This is a genomic window from Pseudomonas helleri (assembly GCF_009600315.1).
Lineage (GTDB): Bacteria > Pseudomonadota > Gammaproteobacteria > Pseudomonadales > Pseudomonadaceae > Aquipseudomonas > Aquipseudomonas helleri_A.
The window spans coordinates 1-22,879 of record NZ_WIWC01000019.1; the positions used below are offsets into that span (position 1 = coordinate 1).

Here is a 22,879-nt window from a genome sequence, read left to right on the forward strand (position 1 = left end):
CCGATCGCGGCTGGCTCGGCGTCCTGCCTCGCCACCCCCATAACAGCACCTGCGTTCAGCCTCCTGTGAGGGGCCTCGGAGTTGGTTTCACTATTTAGGTGGCGGCAGTGACATTCTTTAAAAGCTAAAAGCTAAAAGCTAAAAGCTAAAAGCTAAAAGCCAGCCTACTTTCCAGCTGTTGTCATCAGCGTCTGGACGTACTGCAAGTCGTCCAGCGTATCGACATCCAGCACAGTACCCCTATCACCCAACGTCAACATAAGCACCTGATCATCGGCACGATGAGCCTCAACAATACGTGCCGCGCCCCGATCCCCGGAAAGCTGCACCAGCTCATCAAAACACCCCACACCGAAACCCACCGGATGGCCCTTTTGCTGGTTCCAGGTGGGCACCACAACGAGCGCCGAACCAAGTCCCTCGGCGACGGCGCGCAAACTCATGGCGCTAATCAAAGGCAGGTCGCCGGGCAGGATCAGCCAGCCGCCCGCGTTGGGCGTGGCCCGCACACCCGCGGCGATGGAATCGCCCATGCCGTCGCCATCGGCCTCTCTCACCACGTGCCACGGCAAACCGGACAGTTCAGCCGCGCGAATGACATGATCGAGCACGGTGAGTCCGCACAGCGGCGTCTGTAACTTGTTCAATGCGCCCCCCGAAGCGATGAACCGCGTTGAGCGGCCCGCAGCAAGGATAAGGACGACAGGCGAAGGCGGCGTGATCATAGTGAGGCCTTGGTGATGAGTGTTTGAAGTGCTCAGGCTTGACGCTGGGCCATTGGATCAACCCGCGCCTGCCAGTGTCTCGCACAGTGTCACGAGTTGCAGTTTCAGCAGATTACCCGCATGGCTGAGCCCCTGCTGGCCATAAAGCGCCAAAAAAACACCTTGAATATCAGGCAGGCCACTGTCCGCCTCCAGCACTTTATGCTGCGCATGGATGACCCGCCTTGGCAGCAAGCTGATCCCCAGCCCGGCGGCCACGGCAGCACAGACGCTGGCCAAACTGGCACTCGAATAACTGATGCGCCAGTTCCAGCCGCCCATTTCCAGGTGATGAAGCATTTCATTGCGGTACAACCCGTCTACGGGGAAGGCCACCAGTGGCAAAGGTTCACGGCCCAAAGCCGGGGTCGCGCGGCTGTCCACCCAACACATGCGCTCAGGCCAGCACCCAAGGCAATCTGTGCCCGGGCCCATCTGTTTGACCAGCAGCAGGTCGAATTCGCCCTGACGGTAAAGGCGTATCAACTCCGGGCCCAAACCGCTGGTGACTTCCAGTCGCACACCCGGATGCTCCAGACCGAACTGCGAAAGAATCGGCATCAGCCGCTCCGCCGCAAAGTCTTCAGGCACACCCAGACGCAGCACGCCCTCACTTTTCAAATTGGACAGTACATCGCGGGCTTCTTCCTGAAGCGCCAGAATGCGCCGCGCATATGCCTGCAAGCGTTCGCCCTCGGGCGTAGGCATGACCCGCCGCTGTTCGCGGTCCAGCAATTTGCACCCAAGGCTGTCTTCCAATCGCCGTATTTGCTGGCTGACGGTGGATTGGGTGAGGTGCAAACGTTGCGCCGCACGGGTGAAATTGGCGCAGTCCACCACCGCGATAAAGCTGCGTAGCAGGATAGGATCAAACATCGTTACCGCCATTCACAACGCCACTGAAAGGCATGTTTATATTTAATTTCAGAATGCTTGTAGCGCTGACCATACTGTCTTTTCATGGCGTTGATAAGAGGGGAAGGACCATGGCAGGTATTACCGGTAAAAAGGCAGTGCTGGCGGCCGCAGTGTTGATGGCCGGGGCGGTGATGGCCAGCGACGCGCCATTGCTGACGGCTGTGAAAGACGGTGAGCTGGGCAGGGTGCAGCAACTGATCACTGAGGGTGCCGACCTCGACGTGCGCACACTGGATGGCAGCAGTGCGCTGCTGCTGGCCACCCGCGACAACCAGATTGATATCGCTCAGGCATTGATCGAAGCCGGTGCCAACGTGAATCAGAAGAACCTGATTCACGACAGTCCTTACCTGTTGGCGGGTGCCAGCGGGCGCAATGAAATTCTTCAACTGGCTCTGGCCCACGGGGCCGATCTCAAGAGTACCAACCGCTATGGCGGCACCGCGTTGATCCCGGCCTGTGAGCGCGGTCATGTTGAAACGGTGCGCTTGTTGATTGCCGCCGGGGTTGATCTGAATCATGTCAATCGACTGGGATGGACCTGTTTGATGGAGGCCATCGTGCTGTCGGACGGAGGGCCAGCTCATCAGCAGATCGTCAGCCAATTGATCGACGCCGGGGCCGATCTGAACCTGCCCGACAGCAACGGCATGAGCCCGTTGCAACAGGCGCAAAAACGCGGTCAGAGCGAGATCGCACTGATGCTGCGCAACGCTGGCGCCCACTGATTGATGACAGGAGGTTGTATGCACAACGATGAGTATTACTTGAACCGGGCCGTGCAATTGGCGGCCAACAACGTGGCGCAAGGCGGACGGCCCTTTGGCGCGGTGCTGGTGAAAAACGATCAAATTCTGGTGGAGGCAATCAACAGCATTCATCTCACCCAGGACCCGACCGCGCACGCTGAATTGCTGGCGATTCGCAGTGCCAGCCAGCAACTGGGGGCGCGTCTGGACGGCTGTGTGATTTACGCCAGTGGCCATCCGTGCCCCATGTGTTTAAGCGCGATGCACTTGTGCGGTGTTTCACGGGTGGTGTATGGCGCCAGTAATGAGCAGGGCGAACCCTACGGGTTGTCTACCGCCGCGATTTACCAACAGATGGCGCTGCCCGTGGGCGAACAGGCGTTGCCTGTAATCCACCTTGAGCAGCCGGCCATGGCAGACATTTATCGCGACTGGCAGGCGCGTCATGGGGCGCGCTGAAAACCCTGCACGGGTGCTTGCCAGTTGGGCTTTGCTGGTGGTGGTGGGGCTTAACTTGCGCCCCATTCTCAGTTCGATCAGTCCATTGCTGGTGCAGATTCGTGCTGAAACCGGCATGAGTTATCAAGCCAGTGCCTGGCTCACCAGCTTGCCCGTGGTCTGCATGGGGCTGGTGGCCTTGTTCGGAGTGCGCCTGCAAGCCCGTTTGGGCGACCGTAAAGGCGTGGCTCTAGGCTTGTCGATGATTCTGGGGGCCTGTCTGTGGCGGTTTTATGGTCAGCAGGGGCAGACCCTGGTGGCGACAGCCTTGCTCGGCGGGGCCGGTGTTGCGCTGATTCAAGTCCTGGTGCCAGCCTTGGTCAAGCAGCAGTTCCCGCACCGCGTGGCATTGGCTTTGGGCGTTTACAGTGCGTCATTGATGGCCGGCGGTGGACTGGCCGCGCTGATCAGCCCTGTGGTAGCGGGGCATTTCAATCACTGGCAGAGCGGTTTGGGAATCTGGCTGATTCCGGCGGCGGTGGCGCTGCTGATGTGGTGGCGGTTTCCCTTTACCGGCACCGCCACTGACGGCCTCGTCACCCCCGCTGACCACGCGCCGATCCGCCCGTTGCGCAGCCGACGGGCCTGGTTGCTGGCGTTGTATTTTGGTCTGGTTAACGCGGGTTACATGAGCATGGTGGCCTGGCTGCCCGCCTATTATGTGCAAATGGACTGGAGTGCCACTCGCAGCGGTTCGATTCTGGCGTTCATGACGATTTTTCAGGTCATCGCTGCGCTGTTGATGCCAGCCATTGCCCACCGCAGCACTGACAGGCGCCCGCTACTGGCGCTCAGCCTTGGCGCACAGGCAATAGGTTATGTCGGGTTGGTGATGTGGCCGCTCGCTGCGCCGCACGTGTGGGTGGCACTGATCGGTTTCGGTTTGGGCGCCTGTTTTGCCCTGAGTCTGATTCTTATCCTCGATCATTGCCGCAAGCCGCGTGATGCCGCGCAGCTTGCAGGCTTCGTCCAAGGCGTCGGTTTTCTGGTCAATGCGCTGTCGCCGTGGATGACCGGGTGGCTTCGGGAACTGACAGGCAGCTTTGTTCTGGCCTGGTGGGTGTTGACCGCCGCAGTGGTGGCGATGCTGGTGCTAACCCGTATCTTCAGCCCGGCCAGCAACAGCGTTTCACTCATGGGCGTCGAGGCGCGCACTACTGCATCGGTTTGATCAGTTGCAGTTGCTGGCGGTAATCATCCGTCACCTGCCGCGCCTGACTGTTGCTGGTCACTACGCGCGGAGTGATCAGCACGATCAGCTCCGTACGCTTCTTGCTTTTGCTGGTGGTGCCGAATAACCAGCGCAAGCCTGGAATGCGCCCCAGGTACGGCACCGTTGACGCGGTGTCGCTGTTGTCCTGCTTGATCAGCCCCCCGAGCAATACCGTCTGGCCGCTTTGCACCGCCACCTGGGTGGACACCGAGCGGGTGGAAATACGCGGGTTGCCGTTGTTGTCCGATCCGGTACTGGTGTTGGCGTCACTGACCTGCTGCTTGATGTCCATGTACACAAGGCCACCCGGATTGATGCGCGGCATGACATCCAGAATGACCCCGGTCTGCACATACTCAACGCTGCTCAGGGTGGTGTCCGAGACGTTGGTGTTGACCGTGGTCTGACTGATGGGAATATTGTCGCCGACCTGAATCTGCGCCTGCTGGTTGTTCATGACCACCAGCGACGGTGCCGACAGCACTTGCGTGCGGCCGTTGGTTTCCAGCGCATGCAGTGCCACTTGCAGGTTGCTGCTGACGAAGGAGTAGAACAACGAGTCCGCTGCCCCCAGCCCCGCACCGCCACCGCCCAGCGCGCCCTGACTGCCGGATGCATTGGCCACAGTGGTGCTGGCGGAGTTGCCGGCCAGACGCCCCAGATACCATTGCACCCCCAGGTCCAGCTCGCCACTGAGGTTAACCTCAAGAATCCGCGTTTCGATCTGCACCTGCATCGGCGCATTGTCCAGTCGCTTGACCGCCGCTTCGATCTCGGCCCATTGCGCAGGGCGTGTGCGGATCAGCAACTGGTTGCTGCTGACCTGCGCCGTGATGCGCGTGCTGTTATCCAGCCGCTGGCTGGCGCCCGATTCGCTACCCGCCGTCTCAAGGCTGGTGCCTTCCATGCCACCGGCGTTATCGTCGACCACTTCACCTTCGGTGTCTTCTTCGGTCTGTTGCAGACCGCCCTGGCTGTCGTGACTGGCGTTCAGGCCCATGCCACTGGTGCTGCTGGCGCCGCCCGAGAGAGAGGACAGTGAGCGGGTGCGCAAGCCGGGCGCCACCTTGGCTGCGCTCTCGTCCTTGATTTGCCCGTTGCCGTAGATCTGGCGCAGGTACTTGGCCAAATCTGCAGCTTTCATGTTGCGCACGTCGTAGACGTACATCTGCGGCTCATTGCCGCCGCCCTCATCAATGGTATGAATCCAGTCCCCAACTTCGCTCAGGTAGCGCGGTTGCGATGAGATGGCCACCACCGAGTTAGTGCGTTCAATGGGCAGAAAACGCACCATGCCCGCCAACGGCATGCCGCTGTCAGGCCCGAAGATTTTTTGTAATTGCGGCATCAGTTCGCCCACGCTGGCCCGTTGCAAGCCGTACAAGCCAATGGACATGCCCTTAAGCCAGTCCACATCGAAAGTGTCGATGGTGTCCTGATAGTTGGCCAGCTCATCGGGCGTGCCCGCGAGGCTGAGCACGTTGCGCGCCGGATCGACCAACAAGAAGGCGTTATCACGGGCGAACGGCTTGAGCAGCTTTTGCATCTCGGTGGCCGAGATGTAGTGCAGTGGAAACAGCCGCGCGGACAGGCCATTGGAAGGTTTCGCCACCGGCATCTCGGGCACCAGTTTGCCGGCCACCGCTTGATTGGCGGGCAGGATCACGTAGCGCCCGCCCTGACGGATCATCGCGTTGTCGGTCCATGACAGCAGGGTTTCCAGAATCGACAGTGCCTGTTGCTTGTTCACCGGCTTGGAGGTCGAAAAGCTGACTTCGCCTTTGACGCCCTGATTGATGCTGTAGTTTTCGTGCAGCAAATCCCCCATCACGCTGTTGATCACCGCTTCAATGGGCTGATTGGTGAAGTTGAACACGATGTCGCCGCTATCCTCGGCGGGGCTGTTCGCGGCGGCCCTGATGGGCGTCGAGGCAGGCGGACGGACAAATGTCTGGTTACCGGTTTTGATCTGCTGGCGCGGTGAGGCTTTGACGCTCGCGCCGTTCGGCGGCGGCAGTTGATCAGGTTCGCTCAAGGGCGCGCGCTGCGACCCGGTGCCCTGGAGTGCTTCCTGCATCAGCGCCGGGTCGTTTTCAAAATGCTCCGGTGTGGTGGCGCAACCGGCCAGTGCGACGGCGGTGGCCAGGCATAGCAGTGGGCTGCGCAAACGGGGAAACTCAAGGTAGCGATTGTTCATGGTGTGGGTACGTCTGGAAGGGTAATTAGGGGCGCTTTCGAGGGGGGCGGAAGGCGTAGCAGGGGCAAGCGCAGTTCACGCGTCTGGCCCTGATGACTGAAGGTGGCGTGTTGTGGCGTGGCGCCGGTTAGCGTCCAGCCGTTATCGAGCGTGCTGCCGACGGCCAGTTTCAGGGTGTGTTGGTCCGGCATGCGCAGCAGTACCCACTGCGCAGGCCCGGTGATGATCACGCCGCTGAGGCGGATCCCGTCGAGCGATGCCTGGCCTTTTCCTGCCACTCGATCGGCTTTGCGCTGCGGGCTGAACATTGACTGTTGCCAGGTCAGCTCCAGTGCTTGCGACGACAAGGCCTTCAAGACCTGGGGAGGCTTGGCGGGTGCTGCTTCACGCGGCGCGCCAGCGGGTAACCAGTCCACGGTCTGGCCAGCGCCCATCAGCAGGCTGATGGCCGTTGCGGTGAGCAGGGCCGTAGTGGCCAGTAGGGTCAGCGTAAGGCGGTTGAACTTCATGCTTCAGGCTTCCCGGTCTTGACGGCTGGCCGTGCGGGGTGTGCCGTTGCCTGTTGCAGATAACCGCGCAGCAACAAGTGCACCTGCAAGCGCCCGGCGCCGCCGGTGGCGGGGGTCGATGTGGCGCGACGCAGGCTCAGGTTATCGATGAACAGAAAGGGTTGGCCGTATTCAAAGTCGTGCAGCAGGTTGGCCAACGGTTGCAGGGCGCATTCCAGGGTCAGACTGACTTTAACCTGACGATACGGCTCGGTGCTGTCGTGCTCCGGGGTGATCGGCATGCGCTGTGTGACCTGACAGCCCGGCCCTTGATTGGCGTGTGCCTTTACCAGATCCAGGCTGCGTTGCATCAGGTCGGCGGCGACCGCACTGGGGTCTTCGCCGGGCAGCAGGCTGGTGCGGCTGGCCGGGTCGCCGCGCGCAGCCTGCAACTGCTGTTGCAGGCTGGCCCGTTGTTGCACTATCCCGGCATAGCGTTGCTGTTGCGCACGCAGTGCGTCGGCCTGTTCCTCAAGGTCAATCAGCGGATTGAGGAACCAGCTTTGTACCAGCAGCCACCAGCCGAGCCAAAGCAACAGGGCCAGCACGATCAAGGCTGCGCCACGGCGTTCTCGGGGGGTTAATTCACGGCGCATCGGCGGCCTCCTTGCGCAGTTGCGCGCGCAGGGAAAATCGCTCTTTGCCGGTGTCGGCATCGGGCTGGATGATGCCCTGGAACTGCGCGTCACTCAGGGTCTTGCAGTCCTTCATGCGGGTAATCAGCGCACTGGCCTTGGCGCTCTGCCCGGAAAGGGAGACGCCACCGCCGTCGGCGATTTCCAGTTGTTCGACCCAGGTGTCGGCGCCGAGGCAGCCGGTGAGGTCCACCAGCACGCTGGACAGGGTGGGCTGCCCGGCTTTGAGGCGGGCCAGGTACTGTGCAGCGCCCTGGCTGTTGATCAATTCACGGCGCAGGTTTTGTACGGCCTGCACCTGTACGCGCTGTTCATCAACGTGCTGCTGCATGGCTTCGACCATGCGCGTGCGGGCATTCAGCCACAGCGCCATGCAGCTGATCAGCAGGGCGCAGCACGCCAGCACCAGATAGCGCGGCCATCGCGAATGTCGCTGGCGCGCTGGTTTTTGCTCGGCGGGCAGCAGGTCGACACCCAGTCGACGGCCCTGTTCATCACGTCCATCGATGCCATGCAGCACCAGACCTTGTGCCGTGCAGGCTTCGAGCAGCGGTTGCAGGCGCTCGCGCAGGATTGCCACCAGCAGCACCTGCGCCAGCGCACCTTGTTTGCCGGTTACCCGTGCAACGTACTGCAACTGATCGCGGGGGTAGGGCGTGTATTTGTCGAGTTCGAAGCCGATTACTGTGTGCACGTCGCGCAAGGCCGCGGTGGGCAGCAACAGCGTTTGAGTGAGCAATTGGTCGGCAGGAAGCAGCAGAATCAAACGCTCGTCGTTGTGCTGCTCGCAAGCCCCGGTCAGCGGCCAGTCGATCAGCCGTTCATGGGCCTGCTTGAACACACGCGCGCGCACGGCGGCGGGCAGCAGGGCGCGTAATTCATTCAGCCATGCCTGCCATAACTGTCTTGCACGGCTGTCGCGCCATTGGCCATGCAGTTGGGCCTGAAGCGGGGCGAGCCGCTTTGAAAGTAAGTGCTTCATTCTTGCCAGCGCAGGACCCGGTAAGGCCTCACACCCTCCTTCGATGGGTTCAGTAACAGGGTGACGCTGAGCGTCTTGCTAAAGCCGCCGGGCAATGTGGCCCGGCTTTGTAGGGTGATAACCGAGCCTGCATCCTTGGTGTTACCTGCGCCGTGAGGCAGGTTCAGGGCACTGCGTAGCCACGCCGAGCCCAACTTCGAGTCCGGTGTGGGCAGTCCGCTCCACAGGGTCAGGTGTTGACTGGCGCACGTGTAGCGGCGCTGATCCATGCCGGGCAGTTCGCGCACTTCTTCTATCGTGCGCAGCGGCGCGCGGTCGTTGCCCCTACGCTGGGTCAGCGCTTGTGCCAATGTTCGCGATTGCTCGGGCGAACCGCCGCAGGCCTTGATCAGCCGGGCGAACGAATCGACGGGGGCGGCGTTGATGTCCAGTTTTCCCGCTTCGCTGGTCAGGCTGACCGCCAACGATGCTTCGTCAAATTGCAGCTTGTGCGGCTGGCCGTCTGCGTTCCAGCGCCGTTGCGGATCGCGGTCCAGTTGCGCCATGACTGCCAGACCGATGCCCGCTTCGGCCGCCAGCAATGTCTGGGTCTGTTGGCGCTGCCACAGGGCTTGCCGATTTTGCAGATGCACCCAGCCCACCAGTCCGGCCAGCAAGGTGCTCAACAGCGCCAGCACCCACAGCACCAACAGCAGCGCGATACCGCGTTGGCGCTTCATAAAGTTCGAGCCTCTGACGACAGATCGAGACGCAGGTCGATACTTTGCAGCGGCCAAGGCACTGGTCCAGTTAGGTGTGCATCAATTCGCACACTGACGGGCAAGCGCGTAGGCCAGGGCCAATGGTCCAGCCAGTCGGTGGCCTCGCCTTTGGGCGAGATGCCGCGATAGCTGAATTGCACGCTCTCTACCTGATGCAGCAGCACCTGCGGTTCTTGCGCCGGTTGCAACGTCTGATCGCGCAGGCGTTCCAGCATGACCTGCAAGCGTGGACCCGCCAGCGTCACGCTGTAGCGATACAAACCGCCGCCCAGATGGGCCGCAAGCGGCGCGTAAAAATGCACGCTGTGTGGCTCGCCGACGAATACCGGCGACTGCGTAACGCCGGATGCTGCGGCTGCCAGCGGCAAGCTCTGGCCGAGCGCGCCGCGCAGAAAGTTCTGCGTAGAGCGCACTTCGTCCAGCCGCGTGCTGTAGCGCTCGGCCTTGGCCATTGCCCGATTGGCACCGCTGATGGCCCCCGCAATCAGGGTCAGCAAAATGCCCAGCAGGCTCAACACCACCAGCACTTCGAGCAAGGTGAAGCCTTGCACTGCACGTTTCATGGCACAGCCTCTGAACCTGCGCTGCGCACTTGCAACGTGCTGTAGTGCGCCTGTCGGCTGCCGTCACTGAGGGCAAGGTCGAGCCGCCAGACCGAGAGCGCGGCATTGCCAGCCGGTAGCGCACTGACGTTCAAGCGCCAGGTCACCCCCGACCAGCGCCCCTCTGTGACGCCCGCCTGCAAGCGGCCCACGTTGGCTTCGGCCATCAGAGAGCGTGCGGTGAGGCTAAGCCGATCGCTGCGTTGGGCCTGTTGCAGGGCGCGGGCGCTGTGTCCGAACGCGGCCACCAGCACACTGCTGCACACCGCCAGCACGGCGAGGGCGGCGAGCATCTCCAGCAAGGTAAAACCACGCTGGCCCTTCACTTGAGCATGCGCAGCTGAACGCTGCCCGTGAGCCAGTTGACATCGATACGCCACTTTTTGGCCTCACGTGTCAGCAACAGATTGCCGCCGCTTGAGCCGCCATCGGGGTAAAACTCAAACGCCGAACCTAGCCCTTCAGCGGTGTGCAATTGCATCTGCATGTCCGCGGGTAACTGCCGAGCTTTTTGCTGTGGCGCCTGAAAAAGTCCGTTGTTCAAATCGAAGCGGGTCTGTGCCGGTTGCCCCGTGACGATCGCCTGTACCCGTGCCGCACGCAGTGCTTGCACCACCTCGACCAAGGCGCGGCGTTCATGGGCGCTGTGCAAACCTTTGCCCACACCAATGCCCACCAGCCCGATGCTGATGCCGATCAAGGCGATCACCACCAGCAGCTCGAACAGGGTGAAGCCGCGCGTGCGGGGCAGGGGGCGCATGTTATTCCCAGTTACCCAGGTCGGCTTTGTAACCCTCGCCGCCGGGCTGACCATCCTGACCGAAGAAAATCAGGTCAAAGCTGCCGTGCTCACCGGGGTAGCGGTAGCCGAACGGATGGCCAAACGGGTCCTTGAGATCGCTCGGTTTGGCGTACGGCCCGGCCCAGCCGCTGCTATTGGCGGGTTTGGTGACCAGCTGCTGCAAGTTGGCCGGCGGTGTGCCCACATCCAGCCCGTAGCTTTCGACTTTCATGCCCAGGCTGGCCAACTGCGCCTTGCCGGCGCCGTATTTGCCTTTGTCGACGTTACCGCCGACCTGACGCACCACGATGGTGGCCACGATGCCCAGCAGCACGATCACGGCGAGCATTTCCAGCAGGGTGAATCCGCCCTGGCGACGGCGTTGGGCGGGTTTGAATCGAGTCATAGGGATTTCCTCAAATATTACTGGTCAGGCTCATCAGCGGCAGCATGATGGCCAGCATGATCACCGCCACCATGACGGCCATGATCACGGTCAGACTGGGTACGAGGGCGGCGAGCATGCGGTCGATGCCACGCTTGGCCTCGACATCGAAAACGTCAGCCACCTTGAGCAACATGCTGTCGAGGTTGCCGGCCTGTTCACCGACCTCGATCATTTGCAACGCCAACTCAGGCAACAAGGGATGTTCGCCAAAGGCTTGCGCGAGGGTGCCGCCGCCCTTGACCCATTCGGTGGCGTGCTCGACCTGAGCGCGCAGTGCGTGGTTGCCGCACACCTGACGCACAATGCTCATGGCCTGCAGCAGGGGCACGCCATTGTTAAGCAGCGTCCCCAGCGTGCGGGCCAGTCGGGCGGCCTCGATGCGTTGCAATAACGGGCCGATGACTTTCAGGGTCAGCACGCGGCGGTCGTGTCGTTGACGTCGTTGCGGGTCACGTCGCAGCACCGCAACGCCCCAGATCGACGCCACAAGGGCGCCGAGGATGAGCAGCCCGTAAGCGCTCAAAAACTCACCGAGCCACAGAATGGTATGGGTGATCAGCGGGATGGGCACCCCCAGATCGCGAAAAATCGGTACGAATTGCGGCACCACGTAGGCCAGCAGCAACGCCAGCGAGCCGAGCACGCCAACCACCAGAAAAATCGGGTAAATCAGCGCATTGATCACTTCACCGCGCAGTTTCTGGCTGCGTTCCAGATAGTCGCTGAGCTGACGCAGGGTATTCTCCAGCGAACCACCGGCTTCACCGGCGCGAACCATGCTGATGTAGAGGCTGGAAAACTGCCCGTGTTCTTCTTCCAGCGCCTGGCTCAAGGGCTTGCCCGCCTTGACCTGCTCGCGCACGCGCTCCAGCAGGGCTTGACGCTTGGCCTCGTGGTTTTGTCGCAGCAGCGTGCCCAGCGCCCGCTCCAGCGGCTGGCCAGCACCGATCAGCGTGGCCAACTGCTGGGTAAAACTGACCAGCGCCGCACCGTTGAGGGCACTGCGCCGCATGACGATGCCCGGTCCGCTACTGGCACTGGCGTTCAGGCTGAGCAGTAACAGCCCGCGCTTTTGCAGGGTGGCCGCCGCTGCGTTTTGATCAACGGCTTGCAGCGTGCCGTTTTGCGCAACGCCGTCAGCGTCCAGTGCGCGGTATTTGAAATGCGCCATGATCAATCGCCACGCGTCACGCGCAGCACCTCTTCAAGTGATGTGACACCGGCCACGGCCTGACGCAACCCTTCTTCGTAGAGCGTGCGCAATCCACCGCGACGGGCGGCCTGTTCGAGGGTGGAGGCATCGGCCTGGCGCATCAGCAGGCTGCGCAGCTCTTCATTCATCACCAGCAACTCAGTGATCGCACTGCGCCCGTGGTAGCCGCCGTTGGCCTGATCGCTGGCCGGTTGATAAAGCATGATCGGACGCTGATCGGTAAAACGCTCCAACCCATGGGCAGCCACCAGTTCTGCGGGCGCTTCAAAGGCGATGCGCGTCGCGGGATCAAGCCTGCGCACCAGCCGCTGGGCCAGAATGCCTTTGACCGTCGACGCAATCAGGTAGCTTTCGACGCCCATGTCGAGCAGACGCGTGATACTCGCTGCCGCGCTGTTGGTGTGCAGGGTGGACAGCACAAGGTGGCCGGTGAGGGACGACTGAATGGCGATGCGGCAGGTTTCAAGATCGCGCATTTCGCCGATCATGATCACGTCCGGGTCCTGACGCACGATGGAGCGCAGCGCCCCGGCGAAGTCGAGGCCGATGGAAGGCTTGACCTGAATCTGGTTGATGCCTTCAAGCTGATACTCCACCGGGTCTTCGACCGTAATGATCTTGCGTTCGGCGGTATTGAGCCGTGACAGCGCGGTGTACAGGGTGGTGGTCTTGCCCGAGCCGGTGGGGCCGGTGACCAGCAGAATGCCGTGGGGGTTTTCCAGCACGTCGAGAAAGTTCTGCAAGCGCTCGCCGTCCATGCCCAGAGCGGGAAAGTCGAAGCTGACGGTCTGCCGGTCGAGCAGGCGCATCACCACGGATTCGCCGAAGCTGGTGGGCACCGTACTGACCCTCAGGTCCAGCTCCTTGCCTTGTATGCGCAACATGATTCGACCGTCCTGAGGCAAGCGGCGCTCGGCAATGTCCAGCCGGGCCAGAATTTTCAGGCGCGAAATAATCGCTGCCGAAGAGCTGGAGGGCGGCGCCTCGGATTCGTGCAGCACACCGTCCACGCGGTAACGCACTTTGAGCTGGTTTTCGAAAGGCTCAATGTGAATATCGGAGGCGCGCTGTTCAACGGCGCGTTGCAAGATCAGGTTGACCAGGCGGATCACCGGCGCTTCCGAGGCCAGGTCCTTGAGGTGTTCGATGTCATCTTCGGTGCCGCTGTGATCGTCCATCGTCTCGATCAGTGAGCCCATCGCCGAGCGGCCCTGGCCGTAGAAACGCTCGATCAGCACGTCCACGTCGCTGGCCAGCCCGACCGACACATACACCGGGATCTGGCAGGCATAGCGCACGGCTTGCAGCGCATAGGCGTTGCCGGGGTTGGCCGCCAGCACATGCACGCCGTCGGCATGGATACCGATGGGCAGCACTCGGTGGTGACGCATAAAACGTTCACTCAGGCTTGGCAGTGCATCGCCGGGCAGCGTCACGGCGTCTGCCAACAACATCGGTGCGCCAAGGGTCGCGGCCCATGCCCGCGCGACATCCAGTTCGGACACCAACCCCAAGCGTGTCAGCAGTTCAGTCAATGAACTGACTGCGGATTCTTGTGCAAGTCGGCGTGCCCGATCCAGATCGCCGGTCTTGAGTCCTGCATGGGCCAATAACCAGGCACACAAGGCGTCGGCCGAGTGCTCACTCAGGTGTTCGAGGTGGACAGGATTCAAAAATTTGGGCACGAAGTGACTTCAATTAACGACGAATAACAAGGGACTAAATCATGGCCCTTGTTATTCGTGGGTCATTATTAAGGGCGAGTAACGTTAGTTGTTGCGGGTGTCGGATTTAGCTGTTGGGCGGCCGCGTTTGTTTTCGTCCGCTTTAACTTGTTTGTGTACTTTTTTGTCGATTTTTACTGTGTGGGTTTGAGTCATCACGGTGGAGTCAGGTGCGGCAGATACTGTATCCGTCGTATTTGACTCGGCGGCCAGCGCCGTAGTGGCCATTGCGAATGTCATGGCAGCAACAGCACCAAGTAGTGGCAATTTCATATTAAACATCTCCATGTGGGCAATAGTGTTGAAATGATGGCGCGCTACTGGGGGAGGGCACAGTCTAGGCCTTTTACTGCTTGAGTGCCCGTGTTTAGGGGTTTTCACACGTCATCTCTAAATTTTGCTAAACCTACAGACATGTTGGTTTAGCAAGAGTTCAGCACTTGTATCTAAAAATTTCAATATTTTACTAAATGTGTATTTTTGTTTGACTTCAACTAAAAACAATTGCGTTAATTTAAATGGAGTGAGGGTTTGCCTCGCTATTAACTGGCACTGTGCCAGTAACTTTGTTTTTATTTAGTCTGTCGCCCAAGTTCATTGCTTGCAGGTGCGTCATTTTTCTTTGTCCGCTGTTTCAATTTGAAACCTCGGTATAGGTGAAGTATTGCCTTGAATAAAAGGTTTTGGCGTGTCAACTGCGACATTTGCGCGCGGCTATATATGGAGCGTTATACAGATGCGAACCCGTAGAATTTTAGGTGCTCATTCGGCACTGGCGCTGTTGAGTCTGGCAATCGGTCATGCCAACGCGGCGTCCACCACGACTCAAGAGCAATTGGCCGCCAAGGAAGTGCGTGCCGACAAGGCTGCCGAAAAAACCCTGGCCAAGATGACCCAGGAAGAGAAGCTGGCCTACATCGGCGGGATTGGTGGTTGGGACGTTAAACCGCTGACGCAATACGGCGTTCCACAGATTCATGGTGCCGACGGCGGCGCCGGTATTCGTTACACCAGCGAAGGCAACGACTCGGGTGTGGTGTATCCCTCCGGGCAGAACCTGGCGGCCACCTTCAACCCGCGCCGCGCCATCGATTTTGGCCGCGCGCTGGGTTATGACACCGCCACCGGCGGCTATCAGTTCGTGACCGGGCCGGGCATGAACCTCTATCGCATGCCGTGGAGCGGTCGAGCGTTCGAATACCTCTCCGGTGAAGACCCGTTCCTGGGGGCCAGCCTTGGCCCTGCGGTGATCAACGGTATCCAGCAGCGCCGTGTCTGGGCTGAAGCCAAGCACTACGCGGCCAACGATCAGGAAACCAACCGTTTCATCCTCAATCAGATCATGCCTGAGCGTGTGCTGCGTGAGATGACCCTGCCGCCTTTTGAGTCGGCCACCAAGAACAGCACCGTGGCCATGATGATGTGTGCCTTCCAGAAGGTGAACGGCGAGTACGCGTGCGAAAGCAAACACCTGATCGCCCAGATCCTGAAAAAGGAATGGGGTTACAAAGGTCTGGTACAAAGCGACTACAACGCCATCGTCAACGGTCTGCCAGCGGCGCAGGCGGGTTCCGACCTGGACATGATGGGCGGCCAAATGAACAGCTCGGTGCTCAAGCCGTACCTGGACAGCGGCGAGCTGGACATGGCGACCATTGACGACAAGGTTCGCCGCATCTTCAAGAACATCTACCTGTACCAGTTCGACAAGTTTGCACCGCTGACCACCCACAACATGAACAGCGCCACCAGCAACAAGGTTGCGCTGAACATCGCCCGTGAAGGCATCGTGCTGCTCAAGAACCAGAACGACGTATTGCCGCTGGACAAAGCCAAGGTCAAGCGCATCGCCGTAGTGGGCGATCTGGCCAAGTACGCGCCGCCTACCGGTTTCGGCAGTGCCCATGTTGACGCGACCCGTTACATCAGTGAACTGAGCGGTTTGCAGCAAATGGCCCCCGGCGCCAAGGTCGAGTTCCTCGACGGCCTGTCACTGGACCCGACTGCATCGAACTGGACCACCCGCGACAGCAAGGGCAACGCCATTGCCGGGATGAAAACCGAGTTCTTTGCCAACGCCAACTGGTCCGGTGACCCGACGGCGACGCGCATCGACAACCACGTCAACATGGACTGGTCCACTGACGATCTGCCGAGCAACGGCGACACGGCCAACACCTCCATTCGCTGGAGCGGCCAGATGACGCCGGTCACCAGTGGCGAGCAGGTGTTCAAAGTGCGCGCTGACGGTGCTGTGCGTGTGTGGGTTAACGGTGAAAAGATCATCGACAACGGCGATGGCGAGAACATCACCAACAAGAGCATCCCGCCGACCATTCCTGTGTCGGGCAAGATCACACTGCAAGCCGGCAAGTCTTATGACGTGAAGCTTGAGTACTCGCGCCGCGACGGTTACCTGTCCACCATGGGCGGCCTGGTAGGCGTGCAAATGGCCTGGGCGTCGCTGGCTGCGCCACAAGACCTGTCCCAATACGACGCGGTCGTGGTTGCCGTGGGCAACAGCAATGAATACGAAGGTGAGGGTTTCGACCACAGCTTCGACTTGCCTGAGTACCAGAACGATCTGATCCGCAACATTGCCAAGGCCAACCCTAATACCATCGTCACCATGCACGGCGGTACGGGTTTGAAAATGAGCGACTGGATCGATCAGGTCCCGGCGGCGCTGCATGCGTTCTACCCGGGTCAGAACGGCGGTCAGGCACTGGCCGAGATTCTCTTCGGCAAGGTCAACCCGTCGGGCAAGCTGCCGATCAGTATCGAGCGCAACATCGAAGACAACCCGTTGTACGCGGACTTCCCGAACTTCGACAACACCCGCACCCTGAAGGAAATCAGCTACAAGAACGACCTGACCATGCTCGGCTATCGTGGTTACGACAAAACCGGCACCAAGCCTTTGTTCGCCTTCGGTCACGGCCTGTCGTACACCCACTTCACCTACAACAACATCTCGGTGACGCCGGGTGTTGCGGTGGGCAATACGCCGATCAAGGTGTCCTTCGACCTGACCAACAGCGGCCAGCGCGCCGGTTCCGAAGTGGCCGAGCTGTATGTCGGTCAGCAGAGCCCGACTGTCGAGCGTGCGGTTAAAGAGCTCAAGGGCTACAAGAAGGTCTTCCTGCAGCCGGGTGAAACCCGTCACGTTACCATCGAACTCAATGACCGTTCGTTGGCTTACTACGACGAGAAGAGCAAGCAATGGGTCGTTGATGCCGACACCTTCAACATCAGCCTGGGCGCAGCCTCGGACGATATTCGTCTGAAAGCCAAGCTGGTCAACTCGTTCCGTCAGGAACTGTCGACCACCACCAGCAACCCGTTGCCACGTTCGGCGTTGAACTCGGTCAAGGTCACGCTGCCGGCGATCACCACCGGCGGTGTTTTCGACCAGAGCGAAAACGTCAATGACAACAACGGTAATGCCGATTACGAAGGCAACGCTGCTTACTGATCGGAGTGGGCGCAGGGGCGGGGCAGGGCGTTAAAGCCCAGCCCCGGTCTTTATTACCAATGAAGCGACTAAAAGCCCCGGAATAGGCATATTCCGGGGCTTTACGCTTTAATCTCCCGTTTGACCTGAGCCATAAAGCTTTCAAAGCGCGAGATCAGGTCGACTTTTTCCGGAAACCTCAGCCATTGCAACTGCAGGCCGTCCATCATGGCCAGCACGTGGGTAATGGTTGCATCCAGGTCCACATCCCCGCGCACCTCGCCAGCCGCCACCAGATGGTCGAGGCGGGCGCGCATCCGTCCATGAATGGTCTGGTAGCGCGACTGATACCACTCCCAGGCCGGATGGCTGTCCACCAGGCTCTCGGCATTCAGAATACTGAACGCCCGAATCACCCCCGGCGCTGTCGCGTTCGAACGATTGATCTGTTGCAACCCTTCAATAAAGCCATCGAGCGTCGGCTCAGTCTGCACCGCGTCGGAGGCTCTCTGGTTGATTTCGTCGCGCCGGGTCAGCACGGCCATCAGCAGCGAGACTTTGTTGGGGAAATGATGAAGCACACCCGCAACCGAGATACCGACGTGCTCGGCAATCCCGGCAATCGACGCCCCGGCATACCCCTTGATAGAGAACATGCCCAGCGCGGCATCGAGCAGTTCTTCGCGGCGTTTCTCGCCTTTGGGCGCCCGGCGGGTTCGGGGGGTGGTGTCTGGTGTAGGTTCTGGCATAAGTGTTCCTGGCGCATCCCTTCGGTTCAGGTCTTGCTGCGATTCGAGCAGGGGGCACAGTGTATAGGCGTGCGGCCCCATAACCTCGACAGGTCACTTGTGTAACGGTGCAACCGATTTAAATCAAGCGAAAATGGACAGTCCCAAGCGTTGAGTCGGGCAGGTTAAAGCCCTCGCACAGTATTTTTGCGTGACATCCACATCAGCAATATCAGCATGCCTGCTGGGCAAAGTGTCACTGCCAACAGGCCAATACTCAGGTTCGATTGCTCTGAAATGATCCCTACCAACCACGGAATCAGGCTACAGCCGGCGTTGCCAAAGGCCGTGAGCACCGCGAACATGGTTGCGCCGCCTTGTGGATAGGCGTCAGCAGTAATGGCGAGCATCGTCGGCCACAGGCAACTACCGGATACACCTGCACCGATAGCGGCGGCTAATGCGATAGCCGGGGTAGGTGCAAGGCTGATGACAACAAACAGGACAATAGTGACGACGCAACAGCCCATCATCAAGGGGATAGCCGGTATTCGTTCATGTAGCATGGCCGCTGCAATGCGGCCGATGGCCATACCGATGGAAAAGCCGGCCAAGGCAAGACCTCCTGCCTCTTTCGAGTAACCAAGACCTTGTTCGGCATAGGTCGGCAGCCACTGCGACAAGCCCATTTCGGTGGCTCCACCTAGAAAGATAGCGATCAGGCAAGCGATGAAATAAGGCTGTTTAAAAAGGGTTGGCATTGATTCTCGCTGCCTGTCTTCGTGAATCAAGGCCGGCAAAGGCAGTCGTAGAAAAATGACAAAGGTCACAATCGGCGCAACCATCAAACCCAGTGCAACCATGCGCCATGAGATGTCCCATTTCAGGGCGACGCTTGCCAGCAGTAACGCGCTGACAGCCCCGATACAGAAAAATGAATGCAGCCAGTTCATGGCAGCACTTCGACGCTCGGGCTGTAGCGCTGCAACGAGAGGGCTGAGAATCATATCCAGCACCCCTGCACCAAAGCCCATCAGCGCGACCGCGAATAGCAGCAGGGTGTAGGACGGAGCAACAGCTACAGCACCCAACCCCACCGTTGTGGTCGCGAGGCCAAAGAAAATAAACACTCTGGCCTCATACCGATCTGCCAAAGGTCCGGTAGCTAAAATGGCAATGATGAAACTGAGAAACATGATCGCAGGTATTCGCCCTAGTTGCTCCGTTGTCAGTCCTGCAGAAGCACCGAAGGTTTGGCTAAACGTAGTCAGATAAACGGGTAAAAAATTGAGCGCCATGGCCAGACACATCATGGCGCCATAACACGCATAAAGCGCATGGCGGTGTTGGTTGGATGAAATCGTCATTACTGATGCGGCTCTTGAGATTAAAAACGAGAAGAGGTGTGCTCTTTCCAGAGGCATTCGGTCCACTCGATTTCAGAAAAGTGCGCGGCAAAAGAAGAGTCTCCAGGGCTACTGGCAAAGAACCCGAATTGGATACTCTCTTTTGCATGGAACATATGAAACATACGCATCATGTCAAAGTTGATACCGTCTACAGAGTTTTCGAGTAAAAAGTCACTGCCCCGCCGACTCAAGCGGTAATACATGCGTTGTGTCAGTCGATCAAAGTTGGCCATGGACCAGTCAGAAAAACCATTGTTGGTGATGACAGAGAATAGCTGTTGGAAGCCATTGCTTTGATATTCAATGCCGCTTTTCATCCAGTTATTTTCGTCCAGATAAATGAAGAGCCCGCACTGATCAAAAAAGACGTTTGATTCAAAACACACCTTGGCTTTTAGTGTCCAGAATTGATTTTCACTGAACAGCACAGCAGCAGGCGCGTTATGGTACTCAAGGCCGTAGTAAGTACCTCGCCAGAAATCAGTGTCCGGCGAAGTGTGAATAACAACTTCGCCCTGCGTGACAGTCGAGTATTCGGGGGGATTGATCCAGGTCAAGGCGGACGTAGTGAATGGTTTCATTGTGGTAGGTTCTCGGCAAACCATTGCCTGATGTCATCAAGATTATTAAAGCAAAGGTCTGCAGCACTTAAATCTTGCTGGCCTGAGTTGGGATTGATCAGGCCGATGCAAAACATACCGGCTGCCTTTGCAGCTGTAACGCCATGATGGGAATCCTCAATGACCACGCACGAGTGAGGGTCAACACCTGAATATTCGGCAGCTAACAGGAAAATCTCAGGATGAGGCTTGCTCTGTTTGACATCATCACCGCAGATCACATGATCAAAACAGGGGCGTAATGACGTTTCACGCAAAATAATATTTACAAGGTCACTGGAAGAGGATGAAGCGACGGCACACGTAATTTCAGCTGTATTTAATGTGTTCAGTAGCGAGTGCACACCGGGCATACTCGGCGGCGGTTCAGATCGCATGGCGAGCAATAGTTGCTGAAAGTGCTGAGCGACAAGAACGTCTACTGGTTCGCAGAGCCCGAATTCCTTTTTGATGGAGGCCCACATAGAGCGTTGCGTGGTACCGACAAAACGCGATAACTCATATTTATCAAGTTTTACTCCATGGCGTTCAAAAGACAGGGTCTCTTGAGTCATATAAAACGGTTCGCTATCAATCAGGACCCCGTCCATGTCGAAAATGACGGCGTTGATGGCCATCATTAGTGCACGCTCTGTAAAGCAGGGTGGCGTGTAAAGTGCAGTAAATTGTAATTGGTGCGGGCTTCGAAGTTGTGCAGATTAAAGGACTTTGTCATTTCAATGTCTTCATAGCCTTCGCCATCAGTGAGTGTGGTCGTCGCCGAGCCGCCGATGATAATAGGCAGTTGCATAAGGATGATTTCATCCACCAGATTGAGATTAAACATGTGCCAGTTTAAATGGCCGCCACCTTCGACCATGATATGTTTGATTCCACGTGACTCCAACACTGGAAACAACAGGTTGAAATCGACGCTCTCGGTGCCGGCGAACAGCACCTCTTTTCCGGATGTGCGGATCTGCTCAATCATCTGGTGGTCACGCGACTGTTCAGTGGTCACGATAATGGTGTCCCCCGGAGAGCTTAAAATTTTTGCAGAGGAGGGGAAATCTAACGTCGTGGTCGGGATGATCCTAACAGGGTTGCCTCCAGCGCCGTAACGATTGGATAATTGAGGGTCATCTGTGATGATGGTATTTCGCCCTACCATGATGGCGTCTACTTCACCGCGAAATTTATGAATGAAACTCATGTCTTCATCATTGAACCGAGTGAACAGCCCTTTACTGGAACCGCCATTGCCAAGGGTCAATTTCCCATCAATTGAAATTTGGCTAAATACAGTGATTTTCACAGTGAATCCTTTATTAAGTCGAGGGTTATAGATAATGGGGGTTGGGTGTAAATACACTCTTTACGGCAGGCGTGCAGGGGTTGTTGAGTAATTCGTCGAAGGCATGTGAATAGTCTTCAAGAGAGTAGCGGTGTGTCACAAGTTTCCCCAGTTCCGGAAGTCTGCGCGCAATATCCAGTGCCCGAGGGAAGTGCTGATTATATTCACCAGCAGCAATGATGCTGATGGCGTTGACGAGAAAGTGTTTGACGGGGAGCGGGTATTGATAGTTTCCGTTGAACCCGAACAGAATTATTCTGCCGCCTCGGCGTACAGCGAGAGCGGCTGTCTCAAGTTGATTTCCAACCGTATCGATGACCGCATCTATTGTTTCCGAAGTGCTGAGGCGCGTCGCAAGCTCATCAGGGTGGATAATGTCCAAGCCCAGTGATCGGCCAAACGCAATGCGTGAGGTGTTTGAATCAGTCGTCAGGGTAATGACGCCAACAGAGCGAAGTATCAATTGTGCAACCAGGCTCATGGGGCCTGAGCCCAGGATTAATACGCGCTCTCCTGATGTGAGTGACGCTTGATCAATATTGTTTAAAATGCAGGCAATGGGTTCAATCAGTACGCCAGTTTCCCAACTTATATTATCTGGCAATGCATGCACGAAACGTTCGTGGGTAATGAAACGCTGTGCAAAGGTTCCGTCTTTGTTGACCCCAGCAATAGCCAATCCATTGTTATGTTGGCCATGACACAAATGAGTTTTAGCTGAGCGACAGGGCTCACAGTTAGCGCAGTACTCATTAGGATCAATCACAACCCGCATACCAGGTTGCAGACTTGTTACATGCTTGCCGACATTGATGATGATACCTACGGCTTCGTGACCTCTGATGACACCTATGTGTCCCTCTTCACGTCCTGTGAGGACAGCGAGGTCGGTTCCACAAATGCCGGAGAGCACAATGGCTATTTCAACATGCCCAGCAACAAGTTCATCTACAGGTTCGTGATTTATCAGGCCAAGGCGTTGCGTGTCAATCAAGCTGATTGCTTTCATACACTATTAATCGCTTCGATATTCTGGCAATACAATTCACCCTCTAAAACGCAAGATGGCAGTGAGTGTATGGCGAGTAAGTTGTAATGGATTTTTTTGTTGATTTGGAGGTGGCGATTATGCGCAGACTTTTCGAAGGGGGGGAGTTCGAATAGGTTTCAAAAGGATTCGCTTTCGGTTGCTATTAATTTGATATAAAGCGAGGAGGGATTGCAGAATGTTCTGGGCGGAAATGTTGTTTTAATGATATTCAACTTGAGTGTGTTATACGTTTTCTAATATCCAGTCATGGT

24 protein-coding genes are annotated in these 22,879 nt (G+C 58.2%); 4 read left to right on the plus strand and 20 right to left on the minus strand.

Going from position 1 to position 22,879, the window contains the following annotated elements; all coding sequences use genetic code 11:
* Positions 1 to 164 precede the first annotated feature (164 nt).
* Entirely contained in the window at positions 165 to 725 is a 561-nt protein-coding gene (locus GHN86_RS13020) for a nucleotidyltransferase family protein (RefSeq protein ID WP_153383023.1), read from the minus strand.
* Positions 726 to 782: 57 nt separating this feature from the next.
* Positions 783 to 1,640: a LysR family transcriptional regulator gene (locus GHN86_RS13025; RefSeq protein ID WP_153383021.1), complete on the minus strand. Its 858-nt coding sequence runs from the start codon at positions 1,638 to 1,640 to the stop codon at positions 783 to 785.
* A gap of 110 nt (positions 1,641 to 1,750) precedes the next feature.
* Between GHN86_RS13025 and GHN86_RS13030 the strand changes: the two genes are divergently transcribed.
* From GHN86_RS13030 to GHN86_RS13040, 3 genes are read left to right on the plus strand one after another with little or no spacing between them, the layout of a single operon-like run.
* Positions 1,751 to 2,410 carry an ankyrin repeat domain-containing protein gene (locus GHN86_RS13030; RefSeq protein ID WP_153383019.1) on the plus strand — a complete coding sequence of 220 codons (660 nt, stop codon included), beginning with the start codon at positions 1,751 to 1,753 and terminating at the stop codon, positions 2,408 to 2,410.
* Positions 2,411 to 2,428: 18 nt separating this feature from the next.
* Positions 2,429 to 2,890, plus strand: coding sequence for a nucleoside deaminase (locus GHN86_RS13035; RefSeq protein ID WP_153383017.1), 462 nt, complete (start codon positions 2,429 to 2,431; stop codon positions 2,888 to 2,890).
* Positions 2,877 to 4,100, plus strand: a complete 1,224-nt coding sequence (locus GHN86_RS13040) for a CynX/NimT family MFS transporter (protein WP_153383015.1) — start codon at positions 2,877 to 2,879, stop codon at positions 4,098 to 4,100. The genes GHN86_RS13035 and GHN86_RS13040 overlap by 14 nt, the downstream gene beginning before the upstream one ends.
* Here the strand turns inward: GHN86_RS13040 and gspD are convergent.
* The 12 genes from gspD to GHN86_RS13100 form a co-directional block, all read right to left on the minus strand.
* A complete protein-coding gene (gene gspD, locus GHN86_RS13045) occupies positions 4,084 to 6,339 on the minus strand; it encodes a type II secretion system secretin GspD (protein WP_194286298.1) in 2,256 nt (751 codons plus the stop codon). The two genes, GHN86_RS13040 and gspD, sit on opposite strands and share 17 nt — an antisense overlap.
* Positions 6,336 to 6,848 carry a general secretion pathway protein GspN gene (locus tag GHN86_RS13050; RefSeq protein ID WP_153383013.1) on the minus strand — a complete coding sequence of 171 codons (513 nt, stop codon included), beginning with the start codon at positions 6,846 to 6,848 and terminating at the stop codon, positions 6,336 to 6,338. Before GHN86_RS13050 ends, gspD begins: the two co-directional genes overlap by 4 nt.
* Entirely contained in the window at positions 6,845 to 7,483 is a 639-nt protein-coding gene (gene gspM / locus GHN86_RS13055; protein WP_153383011.1) for a type II secretion system protein GspM, read from the minus strand. Before gspM ends, GHN86_RS13050 begins: the two co-directional genes overlap by 4 nt.
* Complete coding sequence (locus GHN86_RS13060) at positions 7,473 to 8,504, minus strand: general secretion pathway protein GspL (RefSeq protein WP_153383009.1); 1,032 nt, start codon at positions 8,502 to 8,504, stop codon at positions 7,473 to 7,475. Before GHN86_RS13060 ends, gspM begins: the two co-directional genes overlap by 11 nt.
* Positions 8,501 to 9,223, minus strand: coding sequence for a type II secretion system protein GspK (locus GHN86_RS13065; RefSeq protein WP_153383007.1), 723 nt, complete (start codon positions 9,221 to 9,223; stop codon positions 8,501 to 8,503). The genes GHN86_RS13060 and GHN86_RS13065 overlap by 4 nt, the downstream gene beginning before the upstream one ends.
* Positions 9,220 to 9,828 carry a prepilin-type N-terminal cleavage/methylation domain-containing protein gene (locus GHN86_RS13070; protein WP_153383005.1) on the minus strand — a complete coding sequence of 203 codons (609 nt, stop codon included), beginning with the start codon at positions 9,826 to 9,828 and terminating at the stop codon, positions 9,220 to 9,222. Before GHN86_RS13070 ends, GHN86_RS13065 begins: the two co-directional genes overlap by 4 nt.
* On the minus strand, positions 9,825 to 10,193 hold the full coding sequence (locus GHN86_RS13075; protein WP_397463000.1) for a type II secretion system protein: 369 nt from the start codon (positions 10,191 to 10,193) through the stop codon (positions 9,825 to 9,827). Before GHN86_RS13075 ends, GHN86_RS13070 begins: the two co-directional genes overlap by 4 nt.
* Positions 10,190 to 10,627 carry a GspH/FimT family pseudopilin gene (locus GHN86_RS13080; protein WP_153381455.1) on the minus strand — a complete coding sequence of 146 codons (438 nt, stop codon included), beginning with the start codon at positions 10,625 to 10,627 and terminating at the stop codon, positions 10,190 to 10,192. The genes GHN86_RS13075 and GHN86_RS13080 overlap by 4 nt, the downstream gene beginning before the upstream one ends.
* A 1-nt stretch (position 10,628) precedes the next feature.
* Complete coding sequence (gspG, locus tag GHN86_RS13085; protein ID WP_153381453.1) at positions 10,629 to 11,054, minus strand: type II secretion system major pseudopilin GspG; 426 nt, start codon at positions 11,052 to 11,054, stop codon at positions 10,629 to 10,631.
* Positions 11,055 to 11,064: 10 nt separating this feature from the next.
* Entirely contained in the window at positions 11,065 to 12,267 is a 1,203-nt protein-coding gene (gene gspF / locus GHN86_RS13090; protein ID WP_153386698.1) for a type II secretion system inner membrane protein GspF, read from the minus strand.
* 2 nt (positions 12,268 to 12,269) lie between these two features.
* Positions 12,270 to 13,994, minus strand: coding sequence for a type II secretion system ATPase GspE (gene gspE / locus GHN86_RS13095; protein WP_323369976.1), 1,725 nt, complete (start codon positions 13,992 to 13,994; stop codon positions 12,270 to 12,272).
* A gap of 84 nt (positions 13,995 to 14,078) precedes the next feature.
* Positions 14,079 to 14,306, minus strand: coding sequence for a hypothetical protein (locus tag GHN86_RS13100; RefSeq protein WP_153381449.1), 228 nt, complete (start codon positions 14,304 to 14,306; stop codon positions 14,079 to 14,081).
* 463 nt (positions 14,307 to 14,769) lie between these two features.
* On the opposite strand from GHN86_RS13100, the gene GHN86_RS13105 reads away from it, so the two are divergent.
* Complete coding sequence (locus GHN86_RS13105) at positions 14,770 to 17,508, plus strand: beta-glucosidase (RefSeq protein ID WP_153381447.1); 2,739 nt, start codon at positions 14,770 to 14,772, stop codon at positions 17,506 to 17,508.
* Between the two features lie 101 nt (positions 17,509 to 17,609).
* Here GHN86_RS13105 and GHN86_RS13110 read toward each other — a convergent pair whose 3' ends face one another.
* The 6 genes from GHN86_RS13110 to GHN86_RS13135 all read right to left on the minus strand — a co-directional run bounded on the left by GHN86_RS13110 (position 17,610) and on the right by GHN86_RS13135 (position 22,586).
* Positions 17,610 to 18,236: a TetR/AcrR family transcriptional regulator gene (locus tag GHN86_RS13110; RefSeq protein WP_153381445.1), complete on the minus strand. Its 627-nt coding sequence runs from the start codon at positions 18,234 to 18,236 to the stop codon at positions 17,610 to 17,612.
* A 164-nt stretch (positions 18,237 to 18,400) separates the two neighbouring features.
* Positions 18,401 to 19,639 carry an MFS transporter gene (locus GHN86_RS13115; protein ID WP_228385012.1) on the minus strand — a complete coding sequence of 413 codons (1,239 nt, stop codon included), beginning with the start codon at positions 19,637 to 19,639 and terminating at the stop codon, positions 18,401 to 18,403.
* A complete protein-coding gene (locus GHN86_RS13120) occupies positions 19,603 to 20,205 on the minus strand; it encodes a DUF1349 domain-containing protein (protein WP_153381443.1) in 603 nt (200 codons plus the stop codon). Before GHN86_RS13120 ends, GHN86_RS13115 begins: the two co-directional genes overlap by 37 nt.
* Entirely contained in the window at positions 20,202 to 20,864 is a 663-nt protein-coding gene (locus GHN86_RS13125) for an HAD family hydrolase (protein ID WP_153386700.1), read from the minus strand. The genes GHN86_RS13120 and GHN86_RS13125 overlap by 4 nt, the downstream gene beginning before the upstream one ends.
* The gene (locus GHN86_RS13130) at positions 20,864 to 21,538 is read right to left on the minus strand and encodes a dihydrofolate reductase family protein (RefSeq protein ID WP_323369464.1); all 675 of its coding nucleotides are present in this window, start codon (positions 21,536 to 21,538) and stop codon (positions 20,864 to 20,866) included. Before GHN86_RS13130 ends, GHN86_RS13125 begins: the two co-directional genes overlap by 1 nt.
* 25 nt (positions 21,539 to 21,563) lie before the next feature.
* Entirely contained in the window at positions 21,564 to 22,586 is a 1,023-nt protein-coding gene (locus GHN86_RS13135; protein ID WP_153381439.1) for a zinc-dependent alcohol dehydrogenase, read from the minus strand.
* Between the last annotated feature and the right edge of the window lie 293 nt (positions 22,587 to 22,879).

Bases quoted from the DNA above. Each gene is read 5' to 3' on its own strand.
- GHN86_RS13020 (WP_153383023.1), bottom strand. From the start codon at position 725: ATGATCACGCCGCCTTCGCCTGTCGTCCTTATCCTTGCTGCGGGCCGC.
- GHN86_RS13025 (WP_153383021.1), bottom strand. From the start codon at position 1,640: ATGTTTGATCCTATCCTGCTACGCAGCTTTATCGCGGTGGTGGACTGC.
- GHN86_RS13030 (WP_153383019.1), top strand. From the start codon at position 1,751: ATGGCAGGTATTACCGGTAAAAAGGCAGTGCTGGCGGCCGCAGTGTTG.
- GHN86_RS13035 (WP_153383017.1), top strand. From the start codon at position 2,429: ATGCACAACGATGAGTATTACTTGAACCGGGCCGTGCAATTGGCGGCC.
- GHN86_RS13040 (WP_153383015.1), top strand. From the start codon at position 2,877: ATGGGGCGCGCTGAAAACCCTGCACGGGTGCTTGCCAGTTGGGCTTTG.
- gspD (WP_194286298.1), bottom strand. From the start codon at position 6,339: ATGAACAATCGCTACCTTGAGTTTCCCCGTTTGCGCAGCCCACTGCTA.
- GHN86_RS13050 (WP_153383013.1), bottom strand. From the start codon at position 6,848: ATGAAGTTCAACCGCCTTACGCTGACCCTACTGGCCACTACGGCCCTG.
- gspM (WP_153383011.1), bottom strand. From the start codon at position 7,483: ATGCGCCGTGAATTAACCCCCCGAGAACGCCGTGGCGCAGCCTTGATC.
- GHN86_RS13060 (WP_153383009.1), bottom strand. From the start codon at position 8,504: ATGAAGCACTTACTTTCAAAGCGGCTCGCCCCGCTTCAGGCCCAACTG.
- GHN86_RS13065 (WP_153383007.1), bottom strand. From the start codon at position 9,223: ATGAAGCGCCAACGCGGTATCGCGCTGCTGTTGGTGCTGTGGGTGCTG.
- GHN86_RS13070 (WP_153383005.1), bottom strand. From the start codon at position 9,828: ATGAAACGTGCAGTGCAAGGCTTCACCTTGCTCGAAGTGCTGGTGGTG.
- GHN86_RS13080 (WP_153381455.1), bottom strand. From the start codon at position 10,627: ATGCGCCCCCTGCCCCGCACGCGCGGCTTCACCCTGTTCGAGCTGCTG.
- gspG (WP_153381453.1), bottom strand. From the start codon at position 11,054: ATGACTCGATTCAAACCCGCCCAACGCCGTCGCCAGGGCGGATTCACC.
- gspF (WP_153386698.1), bottom strand. From the start codon at position 12,267: ATGGCGCATTTCAAATACCGCGCACTGGACGCTGACGGCGTTGCGCAA.
- GHN86_RS13100 (WP_153381449.1), bottom strand. From the start codon at position 14,306: ATGAAATTGCCACTACTTGGTGCTGTTGCTGCCATGACATTCGCAATG.
- GHN86_RS13105 (WP_153381447.1), top strand. From the start codon at position 14,770: ATGCGAACCCGTAGAATTTTAGGTGCTCATTCGGCACTGGCGCTGTTG.
- GHN86_RS13110 (WP_153381445.1), bottom strand. From the start codon at position 18,236: ATGCCAGAACCTACACCAGACACCACCCCCCGAACCCGCCGGGCGCCC.
- GHN86_RS13115 (WP_228385012.1), bottom strand. From the start codon at position 19,639: ATGCCTCTGGAAAGAGCACACCTCTTCTCGTTTTTAATCTCAAGAGCC.
- GHN86_RS13120 (WP_153381443.1), bottom strand. From the start codon at position 20,205: ATGAAACCATTCACTACGTCCGCCTTGACCTGGATCAATCCCCCCGAA.
- GHN86_RS13125 (WP_153386700.1), bottom strand. From the start codon at position 20,864: ATGATGGCCATCAACGCCGTCATTTTCGACATGGACGGGGTCCTGATT.
- GHN86_RS13135 (WP_153381439.1), bottom strand. From the start codon at position 22,586: ATGAAAGCAATCAGCTTGATTGACACGCAACGCCTTGGCCTGATAAAT.